Here is a 19,440-nt window from a genome sequence, read left to right as displayed (position 1 = left end):
GCCAGTCTTTCTGCAGAATTTCCCCTAGCGCACAACCAGCACCGGACATTTTGCGTGGCGAACAACGACTGCCGCGTTTGAGCCTAACAGATAGGTCGTAATATCAGGCCGATGAGAGGCAATAATGATCAGGTCTGCGTTGATACTGTCTGCCAGTTTCAGGATCTGGTCTTTAGGCGCGCCAGAAATGGCATGTGTCTGAACGCGTTCTGCGGGCAAATTGAACTGTTTTACCATTTCATTGAGTTTCTCCAGCGCCTCCTGCTGTATTTCCGCCAGTTTTGGCATTTCAACAGAATAGGCCAGCCCAAGAGAGGAGTAGTAGGGGAAAGAGGGAACGACCGTCAGAAAATGAACTTTACCGTTACTGATTGCTGCGTTTGCCTGTACATAAGGGATCACCTGTTCGGTCAGGCGACTCTCAGAGATATCGACAGGAACAAGAATCGAATTAAACATGCCACACCTCCTGTTTGTTTTTTATCCACTTAAAGTGTAGTGCTGTTGTAATGACATTCACTGTATTCGCGGTCAAAGTGGGATATAAGGCAGGTTTTGAGGCGGGAGAGACACCCCTGATAGGGGCGTCCGTGACAGCATTATTTCTGAATTAAATAGCGGATGGTCGGTCCGTCCTGCTGGATATCTAACACTGTGTAACCGTGGTTTTTGGCATCCAGCGGAATATTGTTGATGGACTGCGGACAGTCACTCACCACTTCCAGAATTTCACCTTTTTTGAGCTGCGGAAGCGCTTCAAGTGTGGCAACTGCCGGATAGGGGCAGGGTTCGCCGACCATATCCAGGCGATAATCAGGCACGATCTCTTTCATGCGGCATTCTCCTGCGTTTGGGTTTTAACAGTGGCTCTGCGGAAGAAACGTTTTTCCTGTGCGACAACCAGTAAAAAGGCTACCAGCAGCAGACCATAAGTGACCAGCAGACCGCCGAGGGGGCCGAAGGTGCTCAGCAGGTTCACCTTGTCCCAGTTGGTGGCAAGCACAGGGGAGAGGTCGTCCCAGAAGTAAGCCAGTATCGTCGAGCCGATAACATTTCCCAGACCCACCCACCAGTAATGCACCTGACCCTCAACGGCGCGGTACATCCAGCCGGTTTCACACCCGCCAGCCAGCACGATCCCGAAGCCAAACAGCAGACCGCCAATCACCGCGTTAGGACCTGCCCACATGATTTTCGGTTCGACACCTAACTGGACATAGCTGAAGATGCCGATGGCACTGACCGCCATCCCGGCGATAATCGCTTTCGCCATCATCGTGCGGCCGGTGATCCACATATCGCGAAACGCCGAAGTAAAGCAGATCTGTGCGCGTTCAATGAGAAGGCCAAAACCCACGCCAAACAGCATCGCCAGACCGAGTTTCGGCTGGTTCAGGGCTGTACACAGCGCCCACGCCAGCATGGCGAAAAAGACCAACATACCCAGGCGGAAGCGGCGACGGGCCTGAGAGGGCTTTTGCGTCAGTGGAGAAGCTGCACTCACCTTGACCATTTTGACCGGAATACGGAACAGCGGGAGAAGGGTAAATTTTGCGCCAAAGTAAGAGCCGATAGCCGTGGCGACGGCAAAGAACCAGGCATGCAGTGAAAACTGAGGAATACCAGTGAAGAAGGCGGCAAGGTTGCACCCCATCGCCAGACGCGCGCCGAAGCCGGCAATCATGCCGCCGACAATCGCCTGCAGAATACGGATTCGGCTTTTAGGCAGCCTCAGCTTGACGTTATTTGCCCATAGCGCCGCAGCTAAACATCCGCCGAACATACCCATGATCATCATCCCATCGATGCGGGTGAGCGGTGTGCCGTCCAGATGAATGAGTTTAAAGTAACCCCACTCTTCGGTATGTACCCCAGCCAGTTGTAGCAGTTGTCCACCCCAGCGCGTGAACTCGCCGGTGACGGCCCAGAAGGTGCCGGTAATGCCGAAATAGTAGGTAGAAAGGATCCCCGCCGCGATAACGGCCGGTACAGGTGACCAGAACTTAACCAGGTAAGTCTGTTTAAAGTATTGCCATGACATGAGAAAGCCTCTGAACTCAGAAGGAGTATGTTGATTTAACGGACTGGAATATATAACGTTTTTTGTTTCTCCAAAACTGCTCTCCAAAATACTGCCTGTTTTTATGACCTCAATCATTAAACCGTGCTGCTCACCCAACGGCAGCACGACTTCGGAACAGAGATAGCACTGAACACCGGTTATACTGAGTTGTTTCTTCGATGCGGAAATTCAGATGGGTTTAGCTCAGTAGCCCGGCTCCAACGTTTACTGACAGACCCAGAATCGCCAGATTGAAAACAAAAGAAATCACCGACTGGAGCAACGTAATTTGCCGCATGTCGGTGGTACCGGTCGCCACATCGGCAGTTTGTGACGCTACCGCGATGGTGAAAGAAAAATAAAGAAAATCCCAGTAACCGGGTTCCTCCGGTTTTTCTGGAAAAATCATGGGTATGACGTCTTTAGTTCGGTGCAGGTAATGGTGATGAGCGTAATGCATCGCAAATGAGGTGGGCAGTAAGGCCCAGGAAACGGCCAGCGTGGTGCCCGTCAACAGCAGATGCAGCACGCGCGGCGATCCGGTGAGGTGCTTGAGTGAGGTTAGCTCAATCAGGATCGCCAGAATGCTGGCCAGGCAGCCGAATATCACCATGCCCAGCACCAGCCCCGCGCTCTCATCCTGCATTTTGGCTATATGCGGAATATCCCGCACATCAGTACGTAACATACGAAACCACATAAAGCACAGATATAGCCACGCCAGCACATTCCAGCCTATCAGCAACCGTTGCAGATATCCCAGATCAGGGGGAAGGGCTACAAAGCAGGTTACTCCGGCCAAAATGGCGAGCATTAACCGCATGCGCCCGTGAAAATAAGATCTGACAGAAAAGAGCATAATGTGAGTGTGTTTGTGAAGGGACAATAGATTAACTATAGTAGGTGAGCGTGAGGTTTTTCATCAAAACGTAATTAAAATACACACCTCAATGGACTAATGTTGCACCACTGTTTTTTATACTCCATTCCGCTGAAGTATTTCCCAAGAGAGAAAATGATTTTTTTCTCATTCTGCTCACACAGTTCTCTGGCTCGATTATAATTTTCCCAAAGCAAGATGCTTCCCGCACCAATATTATTGTATTGAGGGTCGTATCCTCCATTGATGTCGTCGAAGTAAATCCACCCGGGGCATTCGGTTTTAAATATTAAATCAATGGCTATGATTTTCTTATTGATTGCGAGTGCGGATCCAAAAATCATATGTCTCAAGCTATTAATGGCATCCAGTAGATTTTCTCTTGGGTAGGGCGATACTTTGCCGCGCCAGCGAACATTAAACAAGTCTATGTAACTGTCGCAAATCTCGTCAGTGGAAAGATTGTTCACATCCAGTATTTCACCTCCAAGCTTGAGAAAACGACTCCTTTCCCCATTTCTTTTTCTAACCGTTTTTGTAGAAAATAGCGGTTTCATGTGACATATCTCATCATTCAGCATTTTACTGCTGAAGGAGTTGATGAATGAACTTTTCTGTAGTGGTGAAAGTTTTTTCGTCCTGACGGGAAGAAAGGATTTTGAATGGGTGGCGCTGGGTAAAATTATATCCTCAAAAACAAAAGGATGTGATTTTGAGTAGAGATTCAGTGACCCATTAATAGAGTAAATTGATGAAACGACAATGCCATCTTTTTTTCTGCAAAAGAACTTGATTTCTTTATTTCGTTTGCTCGAAAGGTAAGTTAGCACATCCGGATGTGTGCATACACTACCGCCATAAGTAGCATATGCCTGACGGTAAATACTCAGGTCACACTCTTCCCAGCCAAAAATGAAATTTCTCAACATGTTGTCAAAATATTATTACAATAGCAAACATGCGCATACATTATACTTTCCTTATAATAAGTAAATCGACAAAACGATATTGTTGACTGCCTGTTTAGTGAAGTGGGTAATTAATTATTAGTTTGCTATTTATTGCAGTTGATATTAATGCTGTAAAGTGAAGAGGGAGTATAAAAAGAAGAAGGGAACCGTCTGGCGGAGTTGCCAGACGGCGAAGGGGTTATGCTCTTCGGGTTGCGGCTTTCATTGCGCTTACGAATGTTTTCAGTTCGGCCAGCATCTGCTCGGGCTTATCAACGTTCTTCTCGATGATTTTGACAATAGCCGAGCCGGAAATCGCCCCTGCTGCTTTTGCTTCAATCGCTGCCGAGACCTGTTCAGGAGAGGAAATCCCGAATCCCTGCAGCGGCGGTGCGGCATGGTATTCAGCCAGCTTTTCTACCAGATGATGCAGCGGCAGTGCGGCTTTATTTTCGGCACCGGTCACGCCCGCACGGGAGAGCAGGTAGGTATACCCGCGACCGTAAGAGGCAATCTGGCGCAGCAGCTCGTCATCAGCATTCGGTGGGCAGATGAAAATCGGGGCAACGTTGTGGCGCATTGCTGCCTGGCGGAACGGTGCAGATTCCTCAACCGGCACATCCGCCACCAGTACAGAATCAACACCTACGCGTGCGCACTCGGCATAGAACTCATCGATCCCGCGGTTAAACACCAGGTTGGCGTACATTAGCAGGCCGATTGGGATTGTCGGGTGTTTCTGTCGAATGGCGGCCAGCATCTCAAAGCACTGGGTTGGCGTTATGCCCGCCGCAAAGGCGCGCAGCGTCGCATTCTGAATGGTTGGGCCATCCGCCAGCGGGTCAGAGAACGGGATACCCAGCTCCAGCGCATCGGCACCGGCTTCAATCAGGGCATCAATAATCTTCAGCGACTGTTCCGGGCCCGGGTCGCCCAGGGTAACGAAGGGAACGAACGCGCCTTCCTGGCGGGATTTCAGTTCTGCAAATGCGTTATCGTAGCGTTCCATCAGATTTCCCCTCGTGCTTTCAGAATATCGTGAACGGTGAAGATATCTTTGTCACCGCGACCGGAAAGGTTAACCACCAGCAGCTGCTCTTTCTCCGGGTTTTCTTTCATCATTTTCAGCGCGTGTGCCAGTGCGTGAGAAGACTCCAGCGCCGGGATAATCCCTTCGCTACGACACAATGTTTTAAATGCTTCCAGCGCTTCATCATCGGTAATGGAAACATAATCCGCACGACCAATGCTGTTCAGGTACGCATGCTGTGGCCCAACCGACGGGAAATCCAGGCCCGCTGAGATAGAGTATGATTCTTCAATCTGGCCTTCGTCGGTCTGCATCATCGGGGACTTCATACCGAAGTAGATCCCAACGCGGCCATGCTTCAGTGGCGCACCATGCTCACCCGTTTCAATTCCATGACCAGCAGGCTCAACGCCAATCAGGCCAACGCGGGTGTCGTCGATGAAATCGGCAAACATGCCGATAGCGTTAGATCCACCGCCGACGCAGGCGATCACCGCATCCGGCAGACGACCCTCTTTTTCAAGGATCTGCGCTTTGGTCTCTTCACCAATCATGCGCTGGAATTCACGTACGATAGTCGGGAACGGGTGAGGACCCGCAGCGGTACCGAGCATATAGTGCGCGGTTTCATAGCTGCCAGACCAGTCGCGCAGCGCTTCGTTACAGGCATCTTTCAGCGTGGCTGAACCACTGTGAACCGGGATCACTTCTGCACCCATCAGGCGCATACGGAACACGTTCGGCGACTGACGTTCAACGTCTTTTGCGCCCATATAAATGCGGCATTTCAGGCCGAGCAGGGCACTGGCCAGTGCCGATGCCACACCGTGTTGACCCGCGCCGGTCTCGGCGATGATTTCGGTTTTACCCATACGTTTGGCGAGCAGCGCCTGACCCAACACCTGGTTAGTTTTGTGTGCGCCGCCGTGCAGCAAATCTTCGCGCTTAAGGTACAGCGTGGTTTTGGTGCCTTCGGTCAGGTTGCGACACTTGGTCAGTGCCGTTGGACGACCAGCGTAGTTTTTCAGCAGGTCGGTAAATTCAGCCTGAAATGCCGGATCCTTCTGCGCGCTGACAAACGCCTCTTCCAGCTGGCGCAGAGCGGGCATCAGGATTTGCGGGACGTACATCCCACCGAACTCACCAAAATAAGGGTTTAGTAATGTCGTCATCTTCTCTTCCTTAATATGCACGCAGAGTTTTAAATACCGAGGCCAGCTTGCTGGCATCTTTGATACCCGGTTGCGACTCTACGCCTGAATTGAAATCGAGGCCTGCGCAGCCCGTTTTCGCGGCTTCCACGCAGTTATCCGGACTTAATCCGCCCGCCAGCAGGACGTTATCCAGCTTTTCACCATTCAGCAGCGACCAGTCAAAACGCTGACCGGTGCCGCCCTGGCCGTTATCCAGCACGTATTTATCAACATGATTAAGATTACGCGCTGGCAGGGTGTCGCCTACGGTCTGTGCTTTCCAGATCTGCACCTGCGGTGCCAGCGCGGTACGCAGAGCGTCTATATACGCCTGATCTTCATCACCGTGGAGCTGGACCGCGCTCAGGGATAAAGCGTCGGCTTTTGCCGCCACGTCCGTGATATCCGCATTGCGGAAAACGCCGACATAGCTGAGCGGCGCTGCCGCTATCACCTCGCGTGCCTGTTCTACGCTGACAACTCGTGGAGATGAATCGACAAAAATCAGCCCGCCGTAAATCGCCCCCGCGTCATACGCAGCCCGGGCATCCTGTTCGCGGGTCAAACCGCACACTTTGTTTTCACCCAGCAACACCCGGCGCACCGCAGCGTTGAGGTCGTCATGTTCCATCATGGCGGAGCCAATCAGGAAACCGTTGGCGAAGTGGCTCAACTCACGTACCTGCGCGTAGCTGTTAATACCGGACTCGCTGATCACCGTCACACCGGAGCCCAGACGCGGCGCGAGCTGGCGGGTGCGGTTGAGGTCGATCGACAGGTCGCGAAGATCGCGGTTGTTAATGCCGACCACTCTGGCTTCCAGCGCAATCGCGCGTTCCAGTTCTTCTTCATTACTGACTTCTGTCAGCACGCCCATGTTCAGACTGTGTGCCACGGCAGAAAGCTGGCGATACTGTTCGTCGTCTAGCACCGAGAGCATCAGCAGGCAGGCGTCAGCCTGGTAAAAGCGCGCCAGCCAGATTTGATACGGGTCGATAATAAAGTCTTTGCACAGAATCGGCTGTGGTGCGATGCCGCTGACGATGGGCAGAAAATCAAAGCTGCCCTGGAAATATTTCTCATCCGTCAGCACAGAAATGGCGGACGCATGATGCTTATAAATACCAGCGATACGCGCTGGGTCGAAATCGTCACGGATAACGCCTTTAGACGGGGACGCCTTTTTGCACTCAAGGATAAACGCAGTGCGTGCACCCTGCAGGGCATCATAGAAACGACGGCTACTTGGAACGACGTCATTCTGGAAACTGGCAAGCGGCTGTTGTTGCTTGCGTGCTTCCACCCAGATGGCCTTATCGGCAACGATTTTCGCTAAAACGGTCTGCATTCTTTACCCTCTTGCCGCAAGTGCGGTAACGCGATCGTAAGCTGCACCAGAGCGCAGTACATCCAGAACTTTTTGAACGTTGGCCTTCAGGTCTTCCTCACCGTGCAAACGCATCAGCATGGCGACGTTGGCAGCAACGGCGGCCTCATGAGCGACCTCTCCTTTACCTTGTAATAAGCGCGTCAGAATGTCACGGTTTTCTTCCGGCGTACCGCCTGCCAGCGCTTCCTGGTGATACGGTGCTAAACCGAAGTCGGCGGCTTCCAGCTGATAGCTCAGGATCTCGCCGTCGCGCAGTTCGGCTACCAGCGTTGGCGCATGCAGCGACACCTCATCCATTCCTCCACTGTGGACCACGGCGGCACGTTGATATCCCAGAACACGCAGTGTCTCAGCAATCGGCAGCACCAGTTCAGGGCTATAGACACCAATCAGCGCCAGCGGCGGATGAGCCGGGTTGATAAGTGGCCCCAGTACGTTAAACAGCGTACGGGTTTTGAGCTGCTGACGAACCGGCATCGCGTGGCGGAAACCGGTGTGGTACTTCGGCGCAAACAGGAAACAGACACCCAGGTCATCCAGCGCTTCACGGGAACGCTCGGCGTTCATATCGAGATTAATACCGAATGCGGCGAGCAAATCGGAAGAGCCTGACCGGCTGGAAACGCTGCGGTTACCGTGTTTCGCGACTTTCAAACCACACGCCGCCGCCACGAAGGCGCTGGCTGTGGAGATGTTGATGCTGTTGCTGCCGTCACCGCCGGTGCCAACAATATCGGCAAACGGATAGTCCGGGCGCGGGAACGGAGCGGCATTTTCCAGCAGGGCCGTGGCGGCACCGGCGATCTCCTGCGGGCTTTCACCGCGCACTTTCATGCTCACCAGTGCAGCAGCAAGCTGTTCAGGTTTCAGCTCGCCGCGAACCACGGCGGAGAAGAGCTGGTGGCTTTCCTGCTGGCTCAGGGTCTGCGCCTGGTACAGTTTTTCCAGAATCGGCTGCAGGGTATTAGTCTGTTCCAGCTTCTGTAATGCCCAGTCGAGAGTTTGTTCCAGCAGACGGGCTCCGTTAGAGGTCAGAATCGATTCCGGGTGGAACTGCATACCGCAGACGCGATCCGCATCATGACGCACCGCCATCACCATCCCTTCAAACGAGGCATTAATGGTCAGTCCGGCTGGAATATTGCTCCCCACCAGCGAGTGGTAGCGCGCCACCGGGAGTGGGTTAGGCAACCCGGCAAACATCGCCTGACCGTCATGTTCGATGCTGGACGCTTTACCGTGCAGAATTTCGCCCGCCTGGCCGACGTAGCCGCCATAGGCTTCCACAATGGCCTGGTGGCCGAGACAGATACCGATAATCGGCAGCTTTCCGCGCATACGCGTCAGCAGTTCTGGCATACATCCAGCTTCACTCGGGGCACCAGGTCCTGGTGAGAGCATCAACACTGGGTTTTGCATGGTGGCCAGTCGGTCAATCAGCGTCTGTGCCGGCACGTGGTTGCGGTAGATAACGACGTTATGACCATTCGCACGTAGCTGATCTGCAAGGTTATAAGTAAAGGAGTCGATATTATCGAGCAGCAGAATGTCAGCCATCAGAAAATCTCCTGTGCATGGTGTGCGGTAGCAATGGCGCGAAGTACCGCACGCGCTTTACTGCGTGTTTCGTCAGCTTCAGACTGCGGAACAGAATCAAGAACAATGCCTGCGCCCGCCTGGACGGTGGCAATACCGTCTTCGACATAGGCAGAACGGATTACGATACAGGTATCAAGATCGCCGTGGGCGGTGAAGTAACCCACCGCACCGCCGTAACTACCGCGACGACGGCCTTCGGCACCGGCAATCAACTGCATGGCGCGGACTTTTGGCGCACCGCTCAGGGTTCCCATGTTCATGCAGGCGCGATAGGCGTGCAGCACGTCGAGGTCGCTGCGCAGTTCACCGACCACTCGGGAAACCAGGTGCATCACAAATGAATAACGGTCGACTTTGGTGAGGTCAGCGACGTAACGGCTACCCGGAGTACAAATGCGTGCCAGGTCGTTACGCGCCAGATCGACCAGCATCAGGTGCTCGGAAAGCTCCTTGTGGTCGGTACGCATTTCGAGTTCGATGCGGCTGTCGAGATCGCGATCCAGTGAACCATCAGCACGACGACCGCGCGGACGCGTCCCGGCAATGGGGTAGATCTCAATCTGGCGGCTGGTGGCATCGTATTTCAGTGAGCTTTCTGGTGACGCGCCAAACAGGGTGAAATCGTTGTCCTGCATAAAGAACATGTACGGACTCGGGTTGCTTTTCTTCAGCACGTCGTAGGCCGCCAGCGGAGACGGGCAGGGCAGAGAGAAGCGACGGGAAGGGACAACCTGGAAAATTTCACCGGCACGAATCGCTTTTTGCATCTGGCGAACAACGGCGCCGTACTGATCGTCAGTCTGGTTGACGTCGCACGCCATCTTCTCCACGCGCTGCACCGGAAGCGCAGGCGGTGCTTCTGTCATTTGCTGCTGCAGCTGCGAGATGCGGTGTTCAAGGCGGTGTTTCTCAGACACAGACGGCGTGAACAGGCTCGCCTGAATGCGGGTATATTTTTTCTGATGGTCGATCACCAGCAAGGTTTCCGCAAGGTAGAAGCAGTAGTCAGGGCAGCGGTTGCCTTGTTCTGTTTCCGGCAAATCTTCAAAACCCGCTACCAGGTCATACGCAAACAGCCCGCCGAAGAACATCGCCTCACGCTCATTTTCAGGTACGGACACCAGGTTTTGCAGCAGGCGGAAAGCATCGAAAACGGACAGAGAACAGAGACGCGCGTCTTCATCCAGCAACTGGCTGACCGGCGGGAAATGCAGAACCCGCATTTCCGGATGACGTTCATTTTCAATTGCGGCAGGCAGGGCGGCATCCAACAGCGGCAGCAACGACGCGCCATTTTCTGACAGTGCCTTAATGGTGACGGTGTCACCTAAAGCGGTAATGCGCAACGCGCTGTCAACCAGCAGCAGGCTCTTGAGATCGTCTTTGCTGTCGATATCCGCAGATTCCAGCAGCAACGTTGCCGGGCGAGCACCGCACACCTGATGAAACAGCGCGGTGGGGTTGTGGCGATAGGCCGCCTCGCAGGTTAGCAGTTCGAGGTGTGGTTTGGCTGTTTGCATGATGTTGTTCTCATTTATTCTGTTCAAAAAAGCCCGCTTAGTAGCGGGCTGGGTATCTGTTTGCATTTCGCAGACGCGTGACACTGCCCGATGATCAGGAAGTGCGCCACCAACCGTGCAGAGTGAAATGTGCTGTCATTTTCAGATACCTTTCTCGTGTGAACTTGCGTACTAGTTAACTAGTTCAGTGGCAAGTTGTCAACCCTTGATTTCAGAATTTCACGTTAAGTCGGTATCATGGCGGTTTCGGATGTCTCCAACCTGCTATGGGAAGTGCTTTGAGCGATACCACCTACGCGATTATTTATGATTTACACAGCCATACACAGGCCTCTGATGGCCTGCTGACACCCGAGGACCTGGTTCATCGTGCCGTTGAAATGCGCGTCGGTACGCTGGCGATAACCGATCACGATACGACAGATGCCATTCCGGCGGCTCGCGCCGAAATCGCCCGCAGCGGGCTGGCGCTTAATCTGGTGTCCGGTGTCGAAATCTCCACCGTCTGGGAAAACCATGAAATTCATATTGTTGGCCTGAATATCGATATAGACCATCCGGCACTTCGGGCCTTTTTGCAAGAACAAAAAACGCGCCGCAACCAGCGCGCAGAGATGATTGGTGAACGTCTGGAAAAGGCGCATATCCCAGACGCGCTGGAAGGTGCTCAAAAGCTGGCGAACGGCGGGGCGGTCACGCGCGGTCATTTCGCCCGCTTTCTGGTTGAAGCAGGCAAAGCGACGACAATGGCGGATGTTTTTAAAAAGTATCTTGCTCGCGGGAAAACCGGATACGTTCCGCCACAGTGGTGTACAATAAAACAAGCTATTGATGTGATTCATCATTCTGGTGGCAAGGCCGTGCTGGCCCATCCGGGGCGATATAATCTTTCTGCTAAATGGCTGAAAAGACTGCTGGCACACTTTGCCGAATGCGGTGGTGAGGCGATGGAAGTCGCCCAGTGTCAGCAGGCGCCCAATGAGCGCGCGCAGCTCGCAACTTATGCCCGTCAGTTCGGCCTGCTTGGGTCACAAGGGTCTGATTTCCATCAGCCTTGCGCCTGGATCGAACTGGGGCGCAAGCTCTGGCTACCCGCAGGTGTTGAACCCGTCTGGCAGCTCTGGGAACAGCCGCAGCAAATTGAAGAGAGGGAAGTATGAGTCAATTTTTCTATATCCATCCGGATAACCCGCAGCCACGCCTGATTAACCAGGCCGTAGAGATCGTTCGCAAAGGCGGTGTCATTGTCTATCCGACCGATTCTGGCTATGCGCTGGGCTGCAAAATTGAAGACAAAGGGGCGATGGAACGCATTTGCCGTATTCGCCAGCTGCCGGACGGCCATAACTTTACCCTGATGTGTCGCGATCTCTCTGAGTTGTCGACCTATGCTTATGTGGATAACGTGGCGTTTCGCCTGATTAAGAACAATACGCCGGGTAACTACACCTTTATCCTGAAGGGCACGAAGGAAGTACCGCGTCGTCTGCTGCAGGAGAAACGTAAAACCATCGGCATGCGCGTACCGTCGAACCCGATTGCGCAGGCGCTGCTGGAAACCCTCGGCGAACCGATGCTCTCGACCTCGCTGATGCTGCCGGGGAGCGAGTTTACCGAATCCGATCCGGAAGAGATCAAAGATCGTCTCGAGAAGGTGGTCGAGCTGATTATTCACGGCGGCTATCTCGGCCAGCAGCCGACCACCGTCGTCGACTTAACCGAAGACGCCCCGGAAGTGATTCGTGAAGGCGTGGGCGATGTAAAGCCTTTCTTGTAAAGGTATAAGCAGATATACTACGCGGCCATCAAAGCAGGGCCCGACCCTGTTTTGACCTGATTCGACGCCTGTGAAGGCGACACCTGAGGAAGCTCAATGAGCGAGAAGTTACAGAAAGTGCTGGCGCGCGCCGGCCACGGTTCACGCCGTGAAATCGAAGCCATTATTGAAGCGGGCCGCGTGAGTGTGGACGGTAAAATCGCCACGCTGGGCGACCGCGTAGAAATTGTACCGGGGCTGAAGATCCGTATTGACGGTCATCTTATCTCCGTAAAAGAGTCCGCTGAACAGATTTGCCGCGTGCTGGCTTACTACAAGCCGGAAGGCGAACTGTGTACCCGCAACGACCCGGAAGGTCGCCCGACGGTGTTTGACCGTCTGCCTAAACTGCGTGGCGCTCGCTGGATTGCAGTAGGTCGTCTGGACGTGAATACCTGCGGTCTGCTGCTGTTTACCACCGATGGTGAACTGGCAAACCGTCTGATGCACCCAAGCCGTGAAGTGGAACGTGAATACGCTGTGCGCGTCTTTGGTCAGGTTGATGAGAATAAACTGCGCGATCTGTCGCGCGGCGTTCAGCTGGAAGACGGTCCTGCTGCGTTCAAAACCATCAAATTTACCGGTGGTGAAGGTATTAACCAGTGGTACAACGTAACGCTGACCGAGGGCCGTAACCGCGAAGTACGTCGTCTGTGGGAAGCCGTCGGCGTTCAGGTGAGCCGCTTGATCCGCGTCCGTTACGGCGACATTCTGCTGCCAAAAGGTCTGCCGCGTGGCGGTTATACCGAACTGGATCTGACGCAAACTAACTATCTGCGCGAGCTGGTTGGTCTGACGCCAGAAACCACCTCTAAAGTGGCAGTAGAGAAAGATCGTCGTCGCATGAAGGCGAATCAGATCCGTCGTGCGGTGAAACGCCACAGCCAGGTGAGCAGCAACCGCCGTTCCGGCAGCCGTAACAACAACGGTTAAAACAGAAGCCCGGTCAGCGTGACCGGGCTTTTTTTAGTAATCAATCCCGATTTGCGCTTTGATACCCGCATCAAACGCATGTTTCACCGGACGCAGCTCGCTGACGGTATCTGCCAGCTCCAGAATATCCCGATGACACCCACGCCCCGTGACGATCACCGTCTGATGTGCAGGACGGTTCTTCAGCGCATCCAGCACTGCTTCCAGAGGCAGGTAGTCGTAGGCGACCATATAGGTGATCTCATCCAGTAGCACCATGTTTAGCGAAGGATCGGCCAGCATTCTTTTTGCATGTTCCCAGACGGCGAGACAGGCGGCGGTGTCCGTTTCCCGGTTCTGGGTATTCCACGTAAACCCGGTCGCCATTACCTGAAACTCGACGCCATGAGGCTCAAGCAAATTCCTCTCTCCGTTGGGCCATATGCCTTTGATAAACTGGATGACACCGACTTTCTGCCCGTGCCCGACGGCACGCGTAGCGGTACCAAATGCGGCAGTGGTTTTACCTTTACCGTTGCCGGTGAACACGATAATGATCCCGCGTTCGTCCTGGGCTGCCGCGACGCGAGCATCGACCTGTTCTTTCAGACGCTGCTGGCGCTGCTGATGGCGTTCTTCACTCATTGGGAAATTCCTGGTTTACGGCCTGGCTGGGCGTCAAAGGTCATCCCTGTCTTGCGGCGACTGTCATCGCCCATTAGCCAGAGATAGAGCGGCATTATATCAGCCGGAGTTTTCAGCTTCTGTGGATCTTCGGTCGGGAACGCGCTGGCACGCATTTTGGTGCGCGTTCCACCGGGGTTAATGCAATTTACGCGCAGATGGCGGCTCTGATATTCCTCCGCCAGCACCTGCATCATGCCTTCGGTGGCGAATTTTGATACGGCATAAGCTCCCCAGTTCGCCCGGCCTTCGCGACCCACGCTGGAAGAGGTGAAGACCAGCGAGCCTGACTCAGATTTGAGTAATAAAGGAAGCAATGCCTGGGTAAGGAAAAACGTCCCGTTGACGTTGACCTGCATCACCTGCTGCCAGGTATCAGGATCCTGTTCATCCATTGGGCAAACATCCCCAAGCAAGCCGGCGTTGTGTAGCACACCGTCCAGTACTGGATAGCGGGTACTTATGCGTTGGGCGAGTTCCTGGCACACTTCGGGAGTGCAGGTGAGTAAATCGAGCGTGTACCACGCCGCCAGTGTTCCACCAGCAGCTTCAATTTCCTGCGCGACACCTTTCAATTTCTCTGCGTTGCGGCCAATCAGAATAACGCTTGCGCCATATTCAGCGTACGTCAGAGCCGCCTCGCGGCCAATTCCGTCGCTGGCACCGGTAACGAGAATGATCCGGTTCTGTAGCAGGTTTTTTTGTGGTTGATAATGCACGGTGACTCCTCAGGCGTACAGTGACGCGATGACGCCTTCATGATGACTTTTCGGCTTTATGCCCGAATTAGCCTAATAATTCAATCAGTCTACAGGACGCATTACTGTAAAATTAACAATTTGCAAATATTTAAACTCCAGGCCGGGGATTCCTGAAGACGGCTCGCAGAGGTAATGTCACGAGCGAGACGCATGGGCAGGGCTGTTGTACACTGCCGTGAAAGATTCGTGGTTAAATCAAGGTGGAACGCGTGGAATTACTTTCTCAATATGGGCTGTTTTTGGCCAAAATCGCGACGGTTGTCATTGCCATCGCAGTGGTTGCCGTTCTGATTGTCAACCTGACGCAGCGCAAGCGTCAGCGTGGGGAGTTACGCATCACCCGTCTGAGCGAGCAATATAAAGAGATGCAGGAAGATATGTCTCTGGCGCTGCTTGATAGTCATCAACAAAAACTGTGGCAGAAAGCGCAGAAGAAAAAGCACAAACAGGAAGCCAAAGCGGCAAAGGCAAAAGCAAAGCTCAATGCGCCGCAGGATAAGGCTACGCCACGTGTCTATGTACTCGATTTTAAGGGGAGTATGGATGCGCATGAAGTTTCCTCGCTGCGGGAGGAAGTGACTGCCGTTCTGGCCGTGGCGACCCCGCAGGATCAGGTTGTCGTGCGTCTTGAAAGCCCTGGCGGTGTCGTTCACGGTTACGGGTTGGCAGCCTCACAGTTGCAGCGTCTGCGTGAAAAACAGATCCCATTAACCGTTGCGGTGGACAAAGTGGCGGCGAGCGGGGGTTATATGATGGCCTGCGTAGCGGACAAAATTGTTGCCGCGCCGTTCTCCATTATTGGCTCAATCGGTGTGGTCGCGCAGATCCCAAACTTTAACCGTTTCCTGAAGAATAAAGAGATTGATATCGAACTTCACACGGCGGGTCAGTACAAACGGACCCTGACGCTGCTCGGTGAAAACACGGAAGAAGGGAGACAGAAATTCCGTGAAGACCTGAATGAAACGCATCACCTCTTTAAAGACTTTGTGCACCGTATGCGCCCCACGCTCGATATTGAACAGGTCGCGACGGGCGAGCACTGGTACGGTATCCAGGCGCAGGAGAAAGGGCTGGTGGATGAAGTGGGTACCAGTGACGACCTGTTGTTGAATCTGATGGACGGGCGTGAGCTGGTCGGCGTGCGTTATACCCAACGTAAGCGACTGCTTGACCGCTTCACCAACAGTGCGGCAGAGAGTGCGGACCGCCTGCTGCTCCGCTGGCTGCAGCGCGGACAAAAACCGCTGCTGTAAACAATAACGCGAGGCACATGCCTCGCGTTTTGCATTAATCGACTAGGTGATATTTCTCTGAAAGCGTATGCGCCAGGTATTTAAACATGTTAAACACGGCGGTGCTTTTCGGGGTCGGTAACCCCTGTTCGTCAAGGAAGTATTCGCCGCTGAAAATCAGCACGCCATTGCGCTGCTCTACGCCTGTGGCTTCAATGCCTGCCAGCGTATCTTCATGGTCACGGATAAGCTTGTTTGCTTCGATAAGCAGAGAGGCTCGGTCAATAGGTTGGGTCGTATTCTGCATAATCCACTCCTTAAACAGTGACAATAGTCTACGCCGAGCGCGCTTTGGGGGCAAATTTTCCCTGTAATCTGAGGGGATAAGGAGCAGGGGCCTGGCTGGCGGGATTTGCTTTTGCATGCTAATAAAGTTGCGTAACGAATTTTATCAGGTAGAGTGTGCGCTTTCGTCATTCTGGCAACAGAATTGCTTGACATTCGACCGGGAATTCGTCACGAATTATACGAAATGTGAGAAAAATACCCGATAACTCAATCACCTGGGCGTGTTTTCTTTGACGTCCGGTAAGACAAAGGGGTTGATATCTCCTGACGCGGCCGCAATATCATTGGCTCGCCGTCAGCGGAAGGGAAATCAACGTGCGGCGTATTCCTGGAAGAATTAAATTAGGTAAAGGTGAATATGGGTAAAGCTCTCGTCATCGTTGAGTCCCCGGCAAAAGCCAAAACGATCAATAAGTATCTGGGTAATGACTACGTGGTTAAGTCCAGCGTGGGTCATATCCGCGATTTGCCGACCAGTGGCTCAGCCAGCAAAAAGAGCGCAGACTCTACCTCCACCAAAGGGGCCAAAAAGCCTAAAAAGGATGAACGTAGCGCGCTTGTCAACCGCATGGGGGTTAACCCATGGCATAACTGGGATGCACAATATGAAGTGTTGCCCGGGAAAGAAAAAGTCGTTAACGAGCTGAAGCAGCTTGCTGAAAAAGCAGACCACATCTATCTCGCAACCGACCTTGACCGCGAAGGGGAAGCCATTGCGTGGCACCTGCGGGAAGTGATCGGTGGTGATGACAAACGCTACAGCCGTGTAGTGTTTAACGAAATTACGAAGAATGCGATTCGCCAGGCGTTTGAGAAGCCGGGCGAGCTGAATATCGACCGTGTAAACGCCCAGCAGGCGCGTCGCTTTATGGACCGCGTTGTGGGCTACATGGTCTCTCCACTGCTGTGGAAGAAGATTGCCCGTGGCCTGTCTGCAGGTCGTGTGCAGTCTGTCGCTGTGCGTCTTGTCGTCGAGCGTGAGCGCGAAATTAAAGCCTTCGTGCCGGAAGAGTTCTGGGAAGTCGACGCCAATGTGACCACGCCGGGCGGTGACGCTCTGCCGTTGCAGGTGAGCCATCAGAACGACAAACCGTTCCGCCCTGAAAACCGCGACCAGACCATGGCCGCCGTGGCGCTGCTGGAAAAAGCACGCTATCAGGTGCTGGAGCGTGAAGATAAACCCACCAGCAGCAAGCCAGGTGCGCCGTTTATTACCTCTACGCTGCAACAGGCTGCAAGCACGCGTCTGGGGTATGGCGTAAAGAAAACCATGATGATGGCCCAGCGCCTGTATGAAGCGGGTTACATCACCTACATGCGTACCGACTCAACCAACCTGAGCCAGGACGCGGTTAACATGGTGCGCAGCTACATCAGTGACAATTTCGGTAAGAAATACCTGCCGGAAAGTGCCAATCAGTTCGCCAGCAAAGAGAACTCTCAGGAAGCGCACGAAGCGATCCGTCCTTCTGACGTCTCTGTTTTAGCCGAGTCGCTGAAAGACATGGAAGCCGACGCGCAGAAGCTTTATCAGCTGATCTGGCGCCAGTTCGTAGCATGTCAGATGACGCCAGCGCAGTACGACTCCACCACGCTGACTGTCGGCGCAGGTGATTTCCGACTGAAGGCGCGTGGCCGCATCCTGCGCTTCGATGGCTGGACGAAAGTCATGCCAGCGTTGCGTAAAGGTGATGAAGACCGCACGTTGCCGGCGGTTAACAAAGGTGACGAGCTGTCTCTGGTCGAATTGATCCCGGCTCAGCACTTTACCAAGCCGCCTGCGCGCTTCAGCGAAGCCTCCCTGGTGAAAGAGCTGGAAAAACGCGGTATTGGTCGTCCGTCGACCTACGCGTCAATCATCTCGACCATTCAGGACCGTGGCTACGTACGCGTTGAAAACCGTCGTTTCTATGCGGAGAAAATGGGTGAAATCGTGACTGACCGTCTGGAAGCCAACTTCCGCGAGTTGATGAATTACGATTTCACCGCGCAGATGGAAGACAGCCTCGACCAGGTTGCCAGCCATCAGGCGGAATGGAAAAAGGTACTCGACAGCTTCTTCAGCGACTTTACCGGTCAGCTTGAAAAAGCGGAGAAAGATCCTGAAGAAGGCGGGATGCTGCCTAACCAGATGGTACTGACCAGCATCGATTGCCCAACCTGCGGCCGCAAGATGGGGATCCGTACTGCAACAACGGGCGTGTTCCTTGGCTGCTCCGGTTATGCGCTGTCGCCAAAAGAGCGCTGCAAAACCACCATTAACCTGGTTCCTGAGAACGAAGTTCTTAACGTGCTGGAAGGTGATGACGCAGAAACCAACGCCCTGCGCGCCAAACGCCGTTGTAAAAAATGCGGCACGGCAATGGACAGCTACCTGATCGATCCAAAACGTAAACTGCACGTGTGCGGTAATAACCCAACGTGTGACGGGTACGAGATCGAAGAGGGTGAATTCCGCATCAAAGGCTATGACGGTCCGATTGTGGAGTGCGAGAAGTGTGGTTCTGAAATGCACCTGAAAATGGGGCGTTTCGGTAAGTACATGGCGTGTACTAACGACGAGTGTAAAAACACGCGCAAAATTCTGCGTAATGGTGAGGTGGCGCCGCCGAAGGAAGATCCTGTTCCGCTGCCTGAGTTGCCGTGTGAGAAATCAGACGCGTACTTCGTGTTGCGTGACGGCGCCGCAGGTGTCTTCCTTGCCGCCAACACCTTCCCGAAATCGCGTGAAACGCGCGCACCGTTGGTGGAAGAGCTGCATCGCTTCCGCGATCGTCTGCCTGAGAAACTGCGGTATCTGGCCGATGCGCCACAGCAGGATCCGGAAGGCAACAAAACCGTGGTGCGTTTTAGCCGTAAAACTAAGCAGCAGTACGTTGCGGCAGAGAAAGAGGGTAAAGCGACCGGATGGTCAGCCTTCTTTGTCGATGGCAAATGGGTTGAAGGCAAGAAATAATCTTCCCTAACCGTAACTTACCTGTAAAAGGGCCGGATTTCCGGCCCTTTTTTATTACCTTGTTATTATTTTTTGTTCCGTACTATACAGTCGGGCTATAAATG

19 protein-coding genes and 1 other annotated feature are annotated in these 19,440 nt (G+C 53.6%); of the genes, 5 read left to right on the top strand and 14 right to left on the bottom strand.

Translation table 11 applies throughout. The annotated features are described in order from the left end of the window. Nucleotides 1-24: 24 nt before the first annotated feature. The 11 genes from uspF to trpL form a co-directional block, all read right to left on the bottom strand. Entirely contained in the window at nt 25-459 is a 435-nt protein-coding gene (gene uspF / locus ACLHV9_RS13345; RefSeq protein WP_028018787.1) for a universal stress protein UspF, read from the bottom strand. Nucleotides 460-599: 140 nt separating this feature from the next. Continuing rightward, nucleotides 600-833, bottom strand: coding sequence for a sulfurtransferase-like selenium metabolism protein YedF (gene yedF / locus ACLHV9_RS13340; RefSeq protein ID WP_003856774.1), 234 nt, complete (start codon nt 831-833; stop codon nt 600-602). After that, nucleotides 830-2,041: a selenium metabolism membrane protein YedE/FdhT gene (gene yedE / locus ACLHV9_RS13335; protein WP_028018788.1), complete on the bottom strand. Its 1,212-nt coding sequence runs from the start codon at nt 2,039-2,041 to the stop codon at nt 830-832. The genes yedF and yedE overlap by 4 nt, the downstream gene beginning before the upstream one ends. A 220-nt stretch (nt 2,042-2,261) precedes the next feature. Beyond that, nucleotides 2,262-2,921, bottom strand: a complete 660-nt coding sequence (locus tag ACLHV9_RS13330; RefSeq protein ID WP_407220639.1) for a DUF1345 domain-containing protein — start codon at nt 2,919-2,921, stop codon at nt 2,262-2,264. 74 nt (nt 2,922-2,995) lie between these two features. Beyond that, nucleotides 2,996-3,871, bottom strand: coding sequence for a transcriptional regulator (locus ACLHV9_RS13325; RefSeq protein ID WP_128347583.1), 876 nt, complete (start codon nt 3,869-3,871; stop codon nt 2,996-2,998). Between the two features lie 220 nt (nt 3,872-4,091). Next, on the bottom strand, nt 4,092-4,901 hold the full coding sequence (gene trpA, locus ACLHV9_RS13320; protein ID WP_407220637.1) for a tryptophan synthase subunit alpha: 810 nt from the start codon (nt 4,899-4,901) through the stop codon (nt 4,092-4,094). Next, complete coding sequence (trpB, locus tag ACLHV9_RS13315) at nt 4,901-6,094, bottom strand: tryptophan synthase subunit beta (protein WP_049006888.1); 1,194 nt, start codon at nt 6,092-6,094, stop codon at nt 4,901-4,903. Before trpB ends, trpA begins: the two co-directional genes overlap by 1 nt. 10 nt (nt 6,095-6,104) lie before the next feature. Continuing rightward, nucleotides 6,105-7,463: a bifunctional indole-3-glycerol-phosphate synthase TrpC/phosphoribosylanthranilate isomerase TrpF gene (gene trpCF / locus ACLHV9_RS13310; protein ID WP_129323444.1), complete on the bottom strand. Its 1,359-nt coding sequence runs from the start codon at nt 7,461-7,463 to the stop codon at nt 6,105-6,107. 3 nt (nt 7,464-7,466) lie between these two features. Then, complete coding sequence (trpD, locus tag ACLHV9_RS13305) at nt 7,467-9,062, bottom strand: bifunctional anthranilate synthase glutamate amidotransferase component TrpG/anthranilate phosphoribosyltransferase TrpD (RefSeq protein ID WP_028018794.1); 1,596 nt, start codon at nt 9,060-9,062, stop codon at nt 7,467-7,469. Next, entirely contained in the window at nt 9,062-10,624 is a 1,563-nt protein-coding gene (locus ACLHV9_RS13300) for an anthranilate synthase component 1 (protein ID WP_407220634.1), read from the bottom strand. Before ACLHV9_RS13300 ends, trpD begins: the two co-directional genes overlap by 1 nt. Nucleotides 10,625-10,647: 23 nt before the next feature. Beyond that, nucleotides 10,648-10,742 (bottom strand) — a sequence feature (Trp leader region). Then, nucleotides 10,719-10,763 carry a trp operon leader peptide gene (trpL, locus tag ACLHV9_RS13295; RefSeq protein ID WP_106993556.1) on the bottom strand — a complete coding sequence of 15 codons (45 nt, stop codon included), beginning with the start codon at nt 10,761-10,763 and terminating at the stop codon, nt 10,719-10,721. It overlaps the preceding feature by 24 nt. Nucleotides 10,764-10,890: 127 nt before the next feature. Between trpL and rnm the strand changes: the two genes are divergently transcribed. The 3 genes from rnm to rluB all read left to right on the top strand — a co-directional run bounded on the left by rnm (nt 10,891) and on the right by rluB (nt 13,373). Further along, nucleotides 10,891-11,784, top strand: a complete 894-nt coding sequence (gene rnm / locus ACLHV9_RS13290; protein WP_407220632.1) for an RNase RNM — start codon at nt 10,891-10,893, stop codon at nt 11,782-11,784. After that, nucleotides 11,781-12,401 carry an L-threonylcarbamoyladenylate synthase gene (locus tag ACLHV9_RS13285; RefSeq protein WP_003856793.1) on the top strand — a complete coding sequence of 207 codons (621 nt, stop codon included), beginning with the start codon at nt 11,781-11,783 and terminating at the stop codon, nt 12,399-12,401. The genes rnm and ACLHV9_RS13285 overlap by 4 nt, the downstream gene beginning before the upstream one ends. Nucleotides 12,402-12,497: 96 nt before the next feature. Beyond that, nucleotides 12,498-13,373: a 23S rRNA pseudouridine(2605) synthase RluB gene (rluB, locus tag ACLHV9_RS13280; protein ID WP_008502809.1), complete on the top strand. Its 876-nt coding sequence runs from the start codon at nt 12,498-12,500 to the stop codon at nt 13,371-13,373. A 33-nt stretch (nt 13,374-13,406) separates the two neighbouring features. On the opposite strand, the gene cobO is transcribed toward rluB, so the two are convergent. Next, nucleotides 13,407-13,997 carry a cob(I)yrinic acid a,c-diamide adenosyltransferase gene (gene cobO, locus ACLHV9_RS13275; RefSeq protein ID WP_108089769.1) on the bottom strand — a complete coding sequence of 197 codons (591 nt, stop codon included), beginning with the start codon at nt 13,995-13,997 and terminating at the stop codon, nt 13,407-13,409. Continuing rightward, nucleotides 13,994-14,755: a YciK family oxidoreductase gene (locus ACLHV9_RS13270; protein WP_108089770.1), complete on the bottom strand. Its 762-nt coding sequence runs from the start codon at nt 14,753-14,755 to the stop codon at nt 13,994-13,996. The genes cobO and ACLHV9_RS13270 overlap by 4 nt, the downstream gene beginning before the upstream one ends. Nucleotides 14,756-15,006: 251 nt before the next feature. Here ACLHV9_RS13270 and sohB point away from each other — a divergent pair, with 251 nt between their 5' ends. Next, entirely contained in the window at nt 15,007-16,053 is a 1,047-nt protein-coding gene (sohB, locus tag ACLHV9_RS13265) for a protease SohB (protein WP_028018799.1), read from the top strand. 34 nt (nt 16,054-16,087) lie between these two features. On the opposite strand, the gene ACLHV9_RS13260 is transcribed toward sohB, so the two are convergent. Continuing rightward, nucleotides 16,088-16,339 carry a YciN family protein gene (locus ACLHV9_RS13260; protein WP_023312072.1) on the bottom strand — a complete coding sequence of 84 codons (252 nt, stop codon included), beginning with the start codon at nt 16,337-16,339 and terminating at the stop codon, nt 16,088-16,090. A gap of 399 nt (nt 16,340-16,738) precedes the next feature. Between ACLHV9_RS13260 and topA the strand changes: the two genes are divergently transcribed. Further along, nucleotides 16,739-19,336 carry a type I DNA topoisomerase gene (gene topA, locus ACLHV9_RS13255; protein ID WP_028018800.1) on the top strand — a complete coding sequence of 866 codons (2,598 nt, stop codon included), beginning with the start codon at nt 16,739-16,741 and terminating at the stop codon, nt 19,334-19,336. Nucleotides 19,337-19,440 lie beyond the last annotated feature (104 nt).

It is taken from the genome of Enterobacter sp. CPE_E890 (assembly GCF_046521475.1).
Classification (GTDB): domain Bacteria; phylum Pseudomonadota; class Gammaproteobacteria; order Enterobacterales; family Enterobacteriaceae; genus Enterobacter; species Enterobacter adelaidei.
Note: the sequence above shows the minus strand (reverse complement) of the source record. Positions and strands in the feature narration are given on the sequence as shown.